General features: G+C 62.0%; 12 protein-coding genes. 5 read left to right on the forward strand and 7 right to left on the reverse strand.

All coding sequences use genetic code 11. The features are described from left to right. Nucleotides 1-4: 4 nt before the first annotated feature. The 5 genes from etfA to ABI582_RS10410 all read right to left on the reverse strand — a co-directional run bounded on the left by etfA (nt 5) and on the right by ABI582_RS10410 (nt 7,058). A complete protein-coding gene (gene etfA, locus ABI582_RS10390; RefSeq protein ID WP_338745823.1) occupies nt 5-1,237 on the reverse strand; it encodes an electron transfer flavoprotein subunit alpha in 1,233 nt (410 codons plus the stop codon). Beyond that, complete coding sequence (gene dgcB, locus ABI582_RS10395; RefSeq protein ID WP_442119127.1) at nt 1,237-3,189, reverse strand: dimethylglycine demethylation protein DgcB; 1,953 nt, start codon at nt 3,187-3,189, stop codon at nt 1,237-1,239. Before dgcB ends, etfA begins: the two co-directional genes overlap by 1 nt. A 207-nt stretch (nt 3,190-3,396) precedes the next feature. Beyond that, on the reverse strand, nt 3,397-5,457 hold the full coding sequence (gene dgcA, locus ABI582_RS10400; protein WP_016484521.1) for a dimethylglycine demethylation protein DgcA: 2,061 nt from the start codon (nt 5,455-5,457) through the stop codon (nt 3,397-3,399). Between the two features lie 15 nt (nt 5,458-5,472). After that, complete coding sequence (locus ABI582_RS10405; RefSeq protein ID WP_016497619.1) at nt 5,473-6,003, reverse strand: DUF5943 domain-containing protein; 531 nt, start codon at nt 6,001-6,003, stop codon at nt 5,473-5,475. Nucleotides 6,004-6,080: 77 nt separating this feature from the next. Further along, nucleotides 6,081-7,058: a dipeptidase gene (locus ABI582_RS10410; RefSeq protein WP_009682902.1), complete on the reverse strand. Its 978-nt coding sequence runs from the start codon at nt 7,056-7,058 to the stop codon at nt 6,081-6,083. A gap of 284 nt (nt 7,059-7,342) precedes the next feature. On the opposite strand from ABI582_RS10410, the gene ABI582_RS10415 reads away from it, so the two are divergent. After that, on the forward strand, nt 7,343-7,744 hold the full coding sequence (locus tag ABI582_RS10415) for a lysozyme inhibitor LprI family protein (RefSeq protein WP_442119128.1): 402 nt from the start codon (nt 7,343-7,345) through the stop codon (nt 7,742-7,744). Between the two features lie 166 nt (nt 7,745-7,910). Here the strand turns inward: ABI582_RS10415 and ABI582_RS10420 are convergent, their stop codons facing one another. Beyond that, nucleotides 7,911-8,855, reverse strand: a complete 945-nt coding sequence (locus ABI582_RS10420; protein WP_442119129.1) for a GlxA family transcriptional regulator — start codon at nt 8,853-8,855, stop codon at nt 7,911-7,913. 147 nt (nt 8,856-9,002) lie between these two features. On the opposite strand from ABI582_RS10420, the gene choX reads away from it, so the two are divergent. The 4 genes from choX to ABI582_RS10440 all read left to right on the forward strand — a co-directional run bounded on the left by choX (nt 9,003) and on the right by ABI582_RS10440 (nt 12,404). Then, complete coding sequence (choX, locus tag ABI582_RS10425; RefSeq protein ID WP_442119130.1) at nt 9,003-9,947, forward strand: choline ABC transporter substrate-binding protein; 945 nt, start codon at nt 9,003-9,005, stop codon at nt 9,945-9,947. A gap of 107 nt (nt 9,948-10,054) precedes the next feature. Further along, on the forward strand, nt 10,055-10,939 hold the full coding sequence (locus ABI582_RS10430; RefSeq protein ID WP_442119131.1) for a 3-keto-5-aminohexanoate cleavage protein: 885 nt from the start codon (nt 10,055-10,057) through the stop codon (nt 10,937-10,939). A gap of 18 nt (nt 10,940-10,957) precedes the next feature. Next, nucleotides 10,958-11,923 carry an L-carnitine dehydrogenase gene (locus tag ABI582_RS10435; RefSeq protein ID WP_442119132.1) on the forward strand — a complete coding sequence of 322 codons (966 nt, stop codon included), beginning with the start codon at nt 10,958-10,960 and terminating at the stop codon, nt 11,921-11,923. Nucleotides 11,924-11,933: 10 nt separating this feature from the next. Then, nucleotides 11,934-12,404 (forward strand): thioesterase family protein, encoded by a 471-nt coding sequence (locus ABI582_RS10440; protein ID WP_442119133.1) that lies wholly within the window; start codon nt 11,934-11,936, stop codon nt 12,402-12,404. Between the two features lie 75 nt (nt 12,405-12,479). Here the strand turns inward: ABI582_RS10440 and ABI582_RS10445 are convergent, their stop codons facing one another. Then, nucleotides 12,480-14,075: a M12 family metallo-peptidase gene (locus ABI582_RS10445; RefSeq protein ID WP_442119134.1), complete on the reverse strand. Its 1,596-nt coding sequence runs from the start codon at nt 14,073-14,075 to the stop codon at nt 12,480-12,482. Nucleotides 14,076-14,351: the final 276 nt, after the last annotated feature.

Raw genomic sequence — 14,351 nt, forward strand, 5'->3', positions numbered from 1 at the left:
GCCCTTATGCCGCGTCGCGCTGGCCGCCGCTGCGGTAGTTGTCCACCGCCTCGATCAGTGCCTTGAGAATCGCCGAGCTGTCGCCAATCACCGACAGGTCGGCCCGTTTGATCATGTCGCAGCCCGGGTCCATGTTGATCGCCACCACCTTGTCGCAAGCGCCGATACCCTGCAGGTGTTGGATGGCACCCGAGATACCCACAGCCACGTACACGCGTGCGGTGACCCAGGTACCGGTGGCTCCCACCTGGCGGTTGCGCGGCATGAAGCCGTCGTCCACCGCCACCCGCGAGGCGCCTTCAGTGGCGCCAAGGGCTGCGGTGGCCTGGTGGTACAGGTCCCAGTCCTTGACCCCGTTGCCGCCCGAGATGATGAACTCGGCCTCGGCCATGGCAATGGTGGCCGGGTCCACGGCCACCGAGCCCAGGTCTTCGATGCGCGAAAGGCTGCGCGCTACGCCTGTGGACAACTCCACCGGCAACGCTTCGTGGCGGGTTTCGCTGACCGGCTCGGCACACTCGGCCGCTGCCAGGATCAGCCGTGGTACAGCGCGTTGCAGGTCTTGCTGGCCGGCACCGGCGCGGCCGATGCACTGGCCGTCCTTGACCTGCCACACCCGCGTGGCCGGGCGCTCGCCCAGCGCCGCGCCCAGGCGTCGACCCAGTTCGCCGCCACCGGTGCGGCTGTCGGGCAGCAGCCAGTGGCGCGGGGTGAACTGGTTATCCACAGCCCGCAGGCCCTGCACCAGTTGCTCCGGTGCATAACCCTCGAAGGCCTCGCCCTCGATGACCAGCAGGCGGTCGACACCGGCTGTGGAAAAGTTGCTTTCCTTGTGCTCGCCAAACACCACCGCCAGCACCGCGCCATCGCTGCCGGCCAGGCTGTGGGCCAGGCCGAGCAAGTCGCGGTCGTGGCTGCTCAGGCGGCCACCGACCATGTCCGGCACCACGGCGATGTAGAACGCCGGCGCCGCCACCTGGTGCAGCGGCAGCTTGACCTCTGCCGCCGCCGTGCGCCGCCCACCCACACCCGTGCCCTGCTGAGCGCCGCTGCGGTCGATGCGCTTGATGCCGGCCGGGCCGATAAAGCCTGCGGCAATCGCATGGGGGTTCTTGCGGATCAGGCCATTGGGCCCCATCCAGCTGGTCTGTTGCGTCTGCATGGCCGCATGCAGCGGGTGCAGGCGGTTACGGGCGATCCACTCGGCGCGTGGGTCGCGGCGGATAATGTCGCTCATCAGTGCACCTCCGCAGGTTCACGTTTAGCCGTTTGCGGCTTTGGGGCAGTGGGCGCGTCCTCTTCGATCAGCACGTCGGCCACCAGCTCGGCCAGGTCCTTGATCTGCGGGCGCGGCTCGACCACGCCTTCGAGCATGGCGGTGCACTGCGGGCAACCCACGGCCACCAGCTCGGCCTCGGTTTCGCGAATGTCGTCCATGCGCATGTCGGGGATACGCTGCTTGCCCGGGATGTCGGTGATCGGCGCACCGCCGCCACCGCCGCAGCAACGGGAACGGAAGCCCGAGCGCTGCATCTCGCGCACTTCGATACCCAGCGCCTTGAGCACTTCACGCGGCGCTTCGTACTCACCGTTGTAGCGGCCCAGGTAGCACGGGTCGTGGTAGGTGACGCTGCCGCCCTTGTGCTGGCCCAGGTTGAGCTTGTTGGCCGCGATCAGTTCGGCAATGTAGGTGCTGTGGTGCTGCACCTGGTACTCGCCACCCAATGCGCCGTACTCGTTCTTCAGCACATGGAAGCTGTGCGGGTCGCAGGTGACGATGCGCTGGAACTTGTACCTGGCCAGGGTCTGGATGTTGCGTTTGGCCAGTTGCTGGAAGGTCGCTTCGTCGCCCAGGCGGCGGGCAACGTCGCCACTGTCGCGTTCTTCCAGGCCGAGCACGGCAAAGTCCACGCCCGAGGCCTTCAGTACTTTGACAAACGAACGCAGGGTGCGCTGGTTGCGCATGTCGAAGGCACCGTCGCCAACCCAGAACAGCACTTCGGTGGTTTTCACCTCCGACAGCAGTTTCAGGTTGAGGTCGGCAGCCCAGTTCATGCGACCGCCCGGGGCGAAACCGCCGGGGTTGTCGGTGGCGATCAGGTTGTCCAGCACCTCGGCGCCCTTGTTTGGGGTGGCGCCCTTTTCCAGGGTGAGGTGGCGGCGCATGTCGACGATGGCATCGACGTGCTCGATCATCATCGGGCATTCCTCGACGCAGGCACGGCAGGTGGTGCACGACCACAGCGTTTCAGCGTCGACCAGGCCATTGACGATCGGCTGGTGCGGGTGGCCGCCGTGTTCACCGATCGGCTTGCCCGGGTAAGGGCTACCGGCGAACTTGGCGTCCGTGCCACCGGCCAGGCCGATGACCATGTCCTGAATGAGCTTTTTCGGGTTCAGCGGCTGACCAGCGGCAAAGGCCGGGCACATGGCTTCACATTTACCGCACTGCACGCAGGCATCGAAGCCCAGCAGTTGGTTCCAGGTGAAGTCCGCCGGCTTTTCCACGCCCAGCGGCGCGTTGGGGTCTTCGAGGTCCAGCGGCTTGAGGCCGGTGGAGCGGCCGCCGCCAAAGCGCTCGGCGCGGCGGTGCCAGGCCAGGTGCAGGGCACCGGCGAAGGCGTGCTTCATCGGGCCGCCCCAGGTCATGCCGAAGAACAGCTCCGACACACCCCACAGCACGCCCAGGCCGAGCACAGCAACCATCACCCAGCCACCCGTGTTGGCGGGCAGGATACCGGCGACCGGCAGGGTGGCAATGAAGAAGCTTGCGGCGAACACCAGCAGGCTCTTCGGCAAACGCATCCACGGGCCCTTGGACAGGCGTGCAGGCGGGTTGAGGCGGCGCTTGAAGACAAAGAGGGCGCCGGTAAACATGATCACCGTGGCTACCAGCAACGCGTAGCCGAGGATTTTGCTCTGCAGGCCAAAGCCATGCACCAGGATCGCCAAGGCAGCCGACAGCACGAAGCCGCCAGCGGTGGCCACGTGGGTCTTGGACATGTACTTGTCGCGCTCGACCACGTGGTGCAGGTCCACCAGGTAACGGCGCGGCATGGCCAGCAGGCCGCCGATCAGGTCGACCTTGGAGGCCCGGCCCCGCCGCCACATGCGCACCCGGCGCAGGGCGCCGAGCACCGCCAGGCCAAGGGCAGCGAACAGCAGAACGGGTAGAAGGGTGTTCAACATGGGAGGCTCCCACAACAGCTAAATTCTTGCGCCACCCCAAAGGCCAGCGCGGACCCCTGTAGGAGCGGCCTTGTGCCGCGAAAGGGCTGCGTAGCGGCCCCAGCATCCTTGATACCGATGAAATGCTGGGGGCCGCTTCGCGACCCTTTCGCGGCACAAGGCCGCTCCTACAGGGGGGCCAGTCCCGCCTCTAGAAAGACGGTGCGATCAGAAATCCTTGCACAGGCGCAAGGCGTCGTAGATCGCCGCATGCACGTTGCGCTGGGCCACGCAGTCGCCGATGCGGTACAGCAGGTAACCTTCGCCCGGCTGGCTGAGGATCGGCTGTGGCTTGATGGCAAACAGCGCCTCCACATCGATCTGGCCCTTGTTGCGCGAGCCGTCCTTCAGCGCGTAGTACAGCGCTTCATCAGGCCGCACGCCGTTCTCGATCACCACCTGGTCGACCACGCGTTCTTCCTTGGCGCCGGTGTATTCGTTCTCCAGCACCGCCACCAGCTTGTCGCCTTCGCGGTAGACCTTTTCCAGCATCATGTCGCCGGTCATGATCACTTCTTTCGGGTACATGCTGCGGTAGTAGGTCGGGAAGGTCGTGCCGCCCATGGCCACGCCCGGCTTGATGTCGTCGGTGACGATTTCAACCTGGCTGCCTTTGTCGGCAATGTAGTCTGCTGCCGACATGCCGGTGAATTCACAAATGGTGTCGTACACCAGCACGTTCTTGCCCGGCGCAACCTTGCCGTCGAGCACGTCCCAGCTGCTGACCACCAGCCCTTCGGCAGCGCCCCAATGCTCGTTCTGCTCGACGAACGGATGGCCGCCCACCGCCAGCACGATAACGTCCGGGCGCAGGTCCTGGATGGCGTCCACGCTGGCAGCGGTGCCCAGGCGCAGGTCCACTTTCAGGCGCGCCAGCTCCAGCTGGTACCAGCGGGTGATGCCGGCAATCTGGTCACGCTGCGGTGCCTTGGCGGCAATGGTGATCTGCCCGCCGATCTGGTCTTTCTTCTCGAACAGGGTCACATCGTGGCCACGTTCGGCAGCCACGCGGGCCGCTTCCATGCCGGCGGGTCCGGCGCCAACCACCACCACCTTGCGTTTGACGCCGGTGGTCTTCTCGATGATGTGCGGCACACCCATGTATTCACGGGAGGTCGCGGCGTTCTGGATGCACAGCACATCCAGGCCCTGGTACTGGCGGTCGATGCAGTAGTTGGCACCGACGCACTGCTTGATCTGGTCAATCTGGCCCATCTTGATCTTGGCGATCAGGTGCGGGTCGGCCATGTGCGCACGGGTCATGCCGACCATGTCCACGTAGCCGCCTTCAAGGATGCGCGTGGCCTGGTTCGGGTCCTTGATGTTCTGCGCGTGCAGCACCGGGACCTTGACCACTTCCTTGATGCCGGCCGCCAGGTGCAGGAATGGCTCTGGCGGGTAGCTCATGTTGGGGATGACGTTGGCCAGGGTGTTGTGGGTGTCGCAACCCGAGCCGACCACGCCAATGAAGTCGAGCATGCCGGTGCCGTCGTAGTAGGCGGCAATCTGCTTCATGTCCTCGTGGCTGAGGCCATCGGGGTGGAACTCGTCACCACAGATGCGCATGCCCACGCAGAAGTCGTCGCCCACTTCGGCGCGCACGGCTTTGAGTACTTCCAGGCCGAACTTCATGCGGCCTTCAAACGTGCCGCCCCATTCGTCGGTACGCTTGTTGACCCGCGGGCTCCAGAACTGGTCAATCATGTGCTGGTGCACGGCCGACAGTTCGACGCCGTCCAGGCCGCCCTCTTTGGCACGCCGCGCAGCCTGCGCGTAGTTGCCGATAACCCGCCAGATCTCTTCCACCTCGATGGTCTTGCAGGTGGCACGGTGCACCGGTTCGCGGATGCCCGACGGCGACATCAGGGTCGGCCAGTTGAAGCCGTCCCAGCGCGAGCGACGGCCCATGTGGGTAATCTGGATCATGATCTTGGCGCCATGCTTGTGCATGGCGTCGGCCAGGTTCTGGAAGTGCGGGATGATGCGGTCGGTCGACAGGTTGACCGAGGCCCACCATTCCTGCGGGCTGTCGATGGCGACGACGGACGAGCCGCCGCAGATCGCCAGGCCGATGCCGCCCTTGGCCTTCTCTTCGTAGTACTTCACGTAGCGGTCGGTCGTCATGCCGCCGTCAGTGGCGTAGACCTCGGCGTGCGCGGTGCTGAGCACACGGTTGCGGATGGTCAGTTTGCCGATCTGGATCGGCTGGAACATTGCTTCGAATGCCATGACGCTATCTCCGGCTTACAACGGCTTTGTAACGAACAGGCCATCTTCGTGGCCTTCTTCCGACCCGCCGTAGACCTGTTCGGCCACGGTGCGGATCGAGCTGCCGCGGGCAGCGAGAATCTGGTCCATTGCGCCGGCGAACCAGCCGGTGAACATGTAGTCGACCTTGCGGCCAACCTTGCCGTACACGTACACAAACGCCGAGTGCTTGAGCTTGACGCTGCAGGTGCCTTTGTCCAGGTCGATGTCCTGGATCTCGAACAGGCCCCAGCCACGCTGGGACAGGCGCTTCATGTAGTGCTCGAACACCGCCACGCCTTCCAGGCCATGGCACTCGGCTTCTTTTTCACACCAGTGCCAGGCGGACTTGTAGCCGGCTTTGTAGAGGATCTCGGCATAGGCGTCGGCGCCCAGCACTTCCTCGATGCCGATGTGGTTGTTGACGAAGAAATGGCGCGGCACGTACAGCATCGGCAAGGCGTCGCTGGTCCAGACACCGGTCTCGCTGTCGACTTCGATTGGCAATTGCGGGGCGATCTTGGCCATGGAAACTCAACTCCATACAAATTTTTATGTGGGTGCCCCGGCGTTGCTGGCAGGGGCTATCAGGCTTGGAGAGCGGCTTACTCGCCCCAGACGTCCTTGAGGACGTTGACCCAGTTCTCGCCCATGATCTTGCGCACCACACGCTCGGAGTGGCCGCGCTTGAGCAAGGTTTCGGTGAGGTTGGGGAATTCGCCCACGGTGCGGATGCCCAGCGGGTTGATGATCTTGCCGAAGTTGGTCAGGCGACGGGCATAGCCCTTGTCGTGGGTCAGGTACTCGAAGAAGTCCTGGCCATGGCCCTGGGTGAAGTCGGTGCCGATACCGATGGCGTCTTCACCGACGATATTCATGGTGTACTCGATAGCTTCGGCGTAGTCGTCGATGGTCGAGTCGATGCCTTTGGCCAGGAACGGCGCGAACATGGTTACGCCCACGAAGCCGCCGTGGTCGGCGATGAACTTCAGCTCTGCGTCCGACTTGTTGCGCGGGTGCTCTTTCAGGCCCGAAGGCAGGCAGTGCGAATAGCACACCGGCTTTTTAGATTCGAGGATGACTTCTTCGGAGGTCTTGGAGCCGACGTGGGACAGGTCGCACATGATGCCGACACGGTTCATTTCCGCGACGATCTCGCGGCCGAAGCCAGACAGCCCGCCGTCGCGCTCGTAGCAGCCGGTGCCCACCAGGTTCTGGGTGTTGTAGCACATCTGCACGATGCCCACGCCCAGTTGCTTGAACACGTCCACGTAGGCGATCTGGTCTTCGAACGCATGGGCGTTCTGGAAGCCGAAGAGGATGCCGGTCTTGCCCAGTTCCTTGGCCTTGCGGATGTCGGCAGTGGTACGCACCGGCATCACCAGGTCGCTGTTGTCGCGGATGAGCTTCTGGCTGGCGGCGATCTGGTCGACGGTTGCCTTGAAGCCTTCCCAGACCGACACTGTGCAGTTGGCCGCAGTCAGCCCGCCTTTGCGCATGTCCTCGAACAGCTCGCGGTTCCATTTGGCAATGATCAGGCCGTCGATGACGATGCTGTCGGCGTGAAGTTCGGCTGGGCTCATCAGGCTGTCCCCTTTTATTGAATGGTTGGCGCCAAACCTTGTGCCGGCGCTTTGGGGCCAGCATATGCCTGTGCCCAAAGGCGCCCCGATGCAAAAACGACAGGGGGTTTGCCGAAAGCGTCAATGCGCGACAACACGCCCTCTGGCACGCCGTCTGGCGATGAGAGACAGTCTCGATAACGACCTTTCCGGCGGCTTTATGAACATTTGGACAGGTAGCTACCACCGCGCCTTCGTCTGAGCGAGAATCCCTGCGATTCGTCAGCCTGTTGAGGAGAAAAGGGATGAAATCATTGGCATGGCTGGTATTGCTGGCCGTCGTATCGGGCGCCCAGGCCGGCGAGGAAGAAAGCACCCCGTGCGACAACGTCGACACCGACCAGCAGACCTACGCCTGCGCTGCGTTCAACAAGCAGACGGCCGAGCGGGAGCTGAAGTCGGCTTACGATGACTTGATCCAGCGCATCCGCGATCAATATGCCGACGAAGGCGACCAGGCCACTGCCCTGATCGGGCGCATGGATGCAGCCGAGAAGCTGTGGACGCAGTTGCGCGATGCTGATTGCAAGGTCGAAACCTATGCCGAAAAGGCGGGGAGCAAGGCGTTCCAGGCGGCCTTGGATACCTGCATGGCCCAGCGCAGTGATGACCGCTCGGAGTATTTGCAGTCTATTGGCCAGCAGTAATGGCTGACTGCAACGCTATCCCCTGTAGGAGCGGCCTTGTGTCGCGATAGGGGCGCGAAGCGGCCCCACATTTTCAGCTTCGCCGCGGAAATAGCCGGGGCCGCTTTGCGGCCCTATCGCGACACAAGGCCGCTCCTACAAAGGTCAGCGATCGGCTGCAAGAACCTCATACAACTCTGACCAGGCGGTCCTCCCGCGGGCAACGCTGGTACCGCGCCCGGTAACAGCGGGTAAAGTACGAAGCCGACTCGAACCCGCAAGCCACCCCCACCTCCAGCACACTCATGTCGGTCTGGCGCAACAACTGCCGGGCCTTGTCCAGCCGCAGTCGCAAATAGAAACCACTGGGCGTGTCGTTCAGGTGCACACGAAACAGCCGCTCCAGCTGCCGCCGTGTCACCTGCACCACTTCTGCCAGCACCTGGGTATTGAGTGGCTGCTCGGTATTGCGCTCCATTTCGCCAATCACCTTCACCAGCTTCTTGTTGCTGATGCCATAGCGGCTGGCGATCTGCATGCGCTGATGGTCCTGTCGCTGGCGGATACGCCCGAGCACGAATTGCTCCGACACCTGCACCGCCAGTTCACTGCCGTGGGCCTGGGCAATCAGGTCGAGCATCAGGTCAATGGACGCCGTGCCGCCAGCGCAGGTGATGCGCCGCCGGTCAATCTCGAACAGCTCCTGGGTCGCCTGCAGGCTCGGGTAGTTTTCCTTGAACGCTTCCAGCGCCTCCCAATGCACGGTGGCACGATGGCCGTCGAGCAGGCCCGCCTCGGCCAGCACCACTGCACCCGTGTCGATGCCGCCGAGTATCACCCCTTCATGATCCAGGCGGCGTAGCGCCTGTTGCAGCGCCGGGCCATAACAGGCCAGGGGATCGAAACCGGCCACGATCAGCACAATGCCGGCAGGCTCGCCCGCGGCCAGCGCCGCATCGGCGTTTACCGACATGCCGTTGCTGGCCTGCACCGCACCGCCATCCAGGCTCAGTACCTGCCAACGGTAGGACGGCCTCTTGAACCGGTTGGCTACCCGCAGGGGTTCCAGGGCACTGATGAAGCCCATGGCCGAGAACCCGGGCAACAGCAGAAAGTGAATGTTTTGCAGCATTGCATGCTCCACGGCAAAGGTGGTCGCCTCCGTGCAAGTGTTGGTCGCCAGGGTGCGATTTTTCACCCTGCGTGCAGCGTAGCGTGTTCACACGGCCCAGAGAGGTCCGAACCCCATAACAATATGCACTGCCGATGGAGAGCCACCATGCACAGCTTGATCCGCCGCAGCCTGTTGACCCTTGCCCTGAGCAGCATCGCCACCTCCCCGCTTTACGCCGCAGAGCCTGCGGCCTGCAAGAACGTCCGCCTGGGCGTGGTCAACTGGACCGACGTCATCGCCACCAGCGCCATGGCCCAGGTGCTGCTTGATGGCCTGGGCTACCAGACCAAGCAGACCAGCGCTTCGCAGCAGATCATCTTTGCCGGCATCCGCGACAAGCGCCTGGACATGTTCCTGGGTTACTGGAACCCGATCATGACCCAGACCATCACCCCGTTCATCGATGCCAAGCAGGTGAAGGTGCTGGAAAAGCCCAGCCTGGAAGATGCCCGGGCGACCCTGGCAGTGCCGAAGTACCTGTATGACAAAGGCCTGAAGACCTTCGCCGACATCCACAAATTCGAGAAGGAGCTGGGCGGCAAGATCTACGGCATCGAGCCCGGCTCCGGCGCCAACACCCAGATCAAGGCGATGATCACCAAGAACCAGTTCGGCCTGGGCAAGTTCCAGCTGGTCGAGTCCAGCGAGGCCGGCATGCTCGCTGCCGTCGACCGCGCCGTGCGCCGCAAGGAGGCCGTGGTGTTCTTCGGCTGGGCGCCGCACCCGATGAACGTGAACATCGACATGGCCTACCTGGGCGAGAGCCAGGACGCCCTGGGCCCGGACGAAGGCCGTGCGACGGTGTGGACGGTGACCGCGCCGGACTACGCCGATCGCTGCCCCAACGCCCACCGCCTGCTGGCCAACCTGAACTTCAGCGCCGAGGACGAGAGCCGCATGATGCAGCCGCTGCTCGACCACAAGGATGCGCTGGAATCGGCCCGCCAGTGGCTGAAAGACCACCCCGATGACAAGGCGCGCTGGCTTGAGGGGGTGACCACCTTCGATGGCAAGCCGGCTGCGGACAACCTCAAGCTTACTGCCAACTGATCCGGCCCTTTTCGCGGGCACGCCCGCTCCCACAGGGTTCACGCGGACCCTGTGGGAGCTGGCTTGCCGGCGATAGGGCCAGCACAGATAACACAAGGAACCCCGCCATGAACCACGACGTCATCATCACCTGCGCCCTCACCGGCGCCGGTGACACCGCTTCGAAAAGCCACCTGGTCCCGGTCACCCCCAAACAGATCGCCGAAGCCGCCGTCGAAGCCGCCAAAGCCGGCGCCACCGTGGTCCACTGCCACGTTCGCGACCCGCAAACCGGCCGTTTCAGCCGCGACGTAAACCTTTACCGCGAAGTCATGGAACGCATCCGCGAAGCCGATGTGGACATCATCGTCAACCTTACCGCCGGCATGGGCGGCGACCTGGAAATCGGCCCAGGCGAAACGCCACTGGAGTTCGGCCCGGGCACCGACCTGATCGGCCCGCTGGAACGCCTGGCCCATGTCGAGGCGCTGCTGCCGGAAATCTGCACCCTCGACTGCGGCACCCTCAACTTCGGTGACGGCAATTCGATCTACGTCTCCACCCCGGCGCAACTGCGCGCCGGCGCCAGACGCATCACCGAACTGGGCGTGAAAGCCGAACTGGAAATCTTCGACACCGGCCACCTGTGGTTCGCCAAGCAGATGATCAAGGAAGGCCTGCTCGAAGACCCGCTGTTCCAGCTGTGCCTGGGCATTCCATGGGGCGCACCGGCCGACACCACCACCATGAAGGCGATGGTCGACAACCTGCCCGCCAATGTCACCTGGGCCGGCTTTGGCATCGGCCGCATGCAGATGCCGATGGCCGCGCAAGCTGTGTTACTCGGCGGCAATGTGCGGGTCGGGCTCGAAGACAACCTGTATCTGGACCGTGGCGTGCTGGCCAGCAACGGCCAGTTGGTCGAGCGCGCGAGCGAGATCATCACCCGCATGGGTGGCCGCATCCTGTCCCCGGCAGAAGGCCGGGAAAAAATGAATCTCAAGCGCCGATGATCACTTCAGGAGACTGACATGCCCTTCATCACCGAGATCAAGACTTTCGCCGCTTTGGGTAGCGGCGTAATTGGCAGCGGCTGGGTTGCCCGCGCCCTCGCCCACGGCCTGGACGTGGTCGCCTGGGACCCGGCACCCGGTGCCGAGCAAGTACTGCGCAAGCGCATCGCCAACGCTTGGCCGGCGCTGGAAAAACAAGGCCTGGCCCAAGGTGCATCACAAACCCGGCTGAAGTTCGTCAGTACCATCGAAGAATGCGTACGCGACGCCGATTTCATCCAGGAAAGCGCGCCGGAGCGGCTGGACCTCAAACTCGACCTGCACGCAAAAATCAGCGCCGCCGCCAAGCCCGAGGCCATCATCGGTTCCAGCACTTCAGGCCTGCTGCCCAGCGAATTCTACGAGTCGGCTACCCACCCCGAACGCTGCGTGGTCGGCCACCCGTTCAACCCGGTGTACTTGCTGCCGCTGGTCGAGATCGTCGGCGGCAAGCGTACCGCGCCTGAAGCCATCGAGGCGGCAAAAACCATCTACACCGCACTGGGTATGCGCCCGCTGCATGTGCGCAAGGAAGTGCCCGGTTTCATCGCCGACCGCCTGCTCGAAGCGCTCTGGCGTGAGGCCCTGCACCTGGTTAACGACGGCGTGGCGACCACCGGCGAGATCGACGATGCCATTCGCTTCGGTGCAGGCCTGCGCTGGTCGTTCATGGGCACCTTCCTCACCTACACCCTGGCCGGTGGCGATGCTGGCATGCGCCACTTCATGTCGCAGTTCGGCCCGGCCCTCAAGCTGCCCTGGACTTACCTGCCGGCGCCGGAGCTGACCGACAAGTTGATCGACGATGTGGTGGACGGCACCTCCGAGCAACTGGGCGAACGTAGCATCGCCGCGCTGGAGCGCTATCGTGATGACACCCTGCTGGCGGTGCTGGAGGCAGTGAAGACCAGCAAGGCCACACACGGCATGGCCTTTGGCGATTGAGGAATAAGCAATGCCCGCACTGATCACCTACCGCACCCCAGTCCAGAAGGACTGGGTGGACTACAACGGGCATCTGCGCGATGCCTTCTACATGCTCATTTTCAGCTACGCCACCGATGCGCTGATGGAGCGCATCGGCCTGGATGCCGACAGCCGTGGGCAGAGCGGAAATTCCCTGTTCACCCTGGAAGCGCACATCAACTACCTGCATGAAGTAAAACTGGGTAGCGAGGTCTGGGTACAGACGCAGATCATCGGCTTTGATCGCAAGCGGCTGCACCTGTATCACACTTTGCACCGGGCCGATTTTGAGGACGCATTGGCTGCCAGTGAACAGATGCTGCTGCACATAGACTTGGCCGGCCCTAAATCGGCGCCATTTACCCAGAAGACCGAGGCGGCTCTGCAAAGCCTCCTGGATTCACAGATGGACATGGCGTCACCCGAGCACGTCGGCAGAGTGATGCGTTTCGCCCGGTAGAAGATTCGCCAGGCATTCAGGCGTGGTGCCTGTAGTGCCTGAATACCTGGCAGTGTCCAGTGCTACAAAATCACTTCACCGGGAGTTTGACAAGCGTTGCAGCAGGTCATCGGCACGCCCGCCCCATACGCGCTCTACACCTGCCGGGAAGTTAGGGGCCTTATTCATCGTAGGCACATCAAGTTCGCCGGTGAACGTCCTACTATAAATACGGGTCTGGCTTACACCATCTGGCCAAAGTTCAATAGTCAGCCCAGGTACAACACCGCCAATCCGCAGGGACGATACCTTACGGTCCCATCCACTGCCACACCGACTCGTTAAATAACTGGTTTCCATGTCACCGTGCATGATGGTGCAAGACTGGCCTTGATAGTTTTCATGTTCATACAACGTATAAGTCACGACGTGCGGATAGAAATTTTCCACCGTTTCCCGACGTTCATTGAAGCGGCGCGCCGCATCGTGGTGTTCGACAGTGCCCAAGGCCACCCCTTGATAGGTAATTCTAGGATTCGAATGATAAGGAACTTTCGGACAGGTCCCTCCTGAGCAATCGTAGGACATCTGTGTACGAAATCGCGGAGTACCTGTATAAGGATATCCAAACATATAAGGCGGGTTTCTCTCATTGTCTCCAGGCTCCCAGTTATGAGTTGCACCCAGATTGTGCCCCAATTCATGCCCCATCGAAGATAAGCAAGCAACCACCGAGAAGCCAGTTGTACGGCCAGATGTCAGATAGCCCATTCCGCAATAGGCTCTAGTGGTCGAATACATAGTGACCAAATCAGCTCTGAGCGCGTCGCGCACTGGCGCAACGGAGGCTCCCAATGGTCGAGAAGTCGCCTTCAAATCGCCTAGCTGACTACTTTTTCCTGTCTCCTCGTAGTCAGCATCGAAATAGCCGGCCAATTCATATGTGATATTCACACGACTGTTGGCCATGTAGGCATTGGCATCCTGCAACGCCCCTGCCATCGCCGCTCTGTAACTAGAGTTGGCGGCACGAGCCTCGTTGGTCGATACCATCAGCACCCGAATAATGCTATGTTCGGAGGCAGGGGTGACTGTGCGCGCCATCTTGTTGTTCTCAGACACCCCAACAAGCGGTTCTGCTTCTGGTGGCAATTTACTCTCGTCGACTTTGATAAAGGCATATTTTCCAGGAGCCAAAGTTTCAAGCCGGTAGCGTTGCCCGTCTATAATCACGCTACCCACTACCGTATTACCCTCTCGTACCAGCGACAGGTAATACAGTGGGTCAATATCAATTTCTGTAGGGCCTGAGCTGTGCTGCTTCTTCCATTCAGAGGATTTATAACCTACCCACCCATCAATACCTGGAGTGATAGTTTTGTAATCATGCAAGTTAAACTGCGCCGCCTTGCCATCCGGCAGTGTGACCATCAAGCTTTTGGTGTTATTGCTGACTACTGTCGGATCGACATCAACCAAGGTAATTTCCTGGTTCGCCGGATCCGCAAGTAAAGTGACCAAGTTTCCACTGGCTGTTTTTCGCAATATGCTGCGATCAGGGGTTGGTTCAGGCGTGAACAGTTGCCTAACCGTGCTTGACGTGTTGTTGTCCGATGCTGTCGATGACGAGCAAGCTGAGGTCATTGCCAGACTTGCCCCTAGCCCTATGACCACCCAGATATTCTTATTCACATTTTCCGCTCCTGTGGAAATCCATCCCCTCAAGAAGAGCAAAAAATTCTGCAGCCCGTCATCTGGCAAAAATGCTAGGTGTATGGTTGTACAGGTGGAACAAGCAGAATAAAAATAACCCCGCAAAGCCGTGAGCTAGCGGGGCCAAGAGCGAGCAACATCCACTGTGCATGAGCGAGGGTGACCAAACACTCAGGGTACCGTGAATGGCTTCAGTGTATGGGCTTGTCGGGCGGGGGACGGTGCGCCAGGCTCGCGACATGCAGCTGTTGCCGA

The sequence above is a fragment of the Pseudomonas sp. SAS7 genome (genome assembly GCF_052112345.1).
Taxonomy (GTDB): Bacteria; Pseudomonadota; Gammaproteobacteria; order Pseudomonadales; family Pseudomonadaceae; genus Aquipseudomonas; species Aquipseudomonas putida_Q.

Excerpts from the sequence above, each read along its gene's own strand:
- ABI582_RS10420 (WP_442119129.1), bottom strand. The coding sequence starts at position 8,855 with ATGCTGCAAAACATTCACTTTCTGCTGTTGCCCGGGTTCTCGGCCATG.
- choX (WP_442119130.1), top strand. The coding sequence starts at position 9,003 with ATGCACAGCTTGATCCGCCGCAGCCTGTTGACCCTTGCCCTGAGCAGC.
- ABI582_RS10410 (WP_009682902.1), bottom strand. The coding sequence starts at position 7,058 with ATGAGCCCAGCCGAACTTCACGCCGACAGCATCGTCATCGACGGCCTG.
- etfA (WP_338745823.1), bottom strand. The coding sequence starts at position 1,237 with ATGAGCGACATTATCCGCCGCGACCCACGCGCCGAGTGGATCGCCCGT.
- ABI582_RS10415 (WP_442119128.1), top strand. The coding sequence starts at position 7,343 with ATGAAATCATTGGCATGGCTGGTATTGCTGGCCGTCGTATCGGGCGCC.
- ABI582_RS10440 (WP_442119133.1), top strand. The coding sequence starts at position 11,934 with ATGCCCGCACTGATCACCTACCGCACCCCAGTCCAGAAGGACTGGGTG.
- ABI582_RS10435 (WP_442119132.1), top strand. The coding sequence starts at position 10,958 with ATGCCCTTCATCACCGAGATCAAGACTTTCGCCGCTTTGGGTAGCGGC.
- ABI582_RS10405 (WP_016497619.1), bottom strand. The coding sequence starts at position 6,003 with ATGGCCAAGATCGCCCCGCAATTGCCAATCGAAGTCGACAGCGAGACC.
- dgcA (WP_016484521.1), bottom strand. The coding sequence starts at position 5,457 with ATGGCATTCGAAGCAATGTTCCAGCCGATCCAGATCGGCAAACTGACC.
- dgcB (WP_442119127.1), bottom strand. The coding sequence starts at position 3,189 with ATGTTGAACACCCTTCTACCCGTTCTGCTGTTCGCTGCCCTTGGCCTG.
- ABI582_RS10430 (WP_442119131.1), top strand. The coding sequence starts at position 10,055 with ATGAACCACGACGTCATCATCACCTGCGCCCTCACCGGCGCCGGTGAC.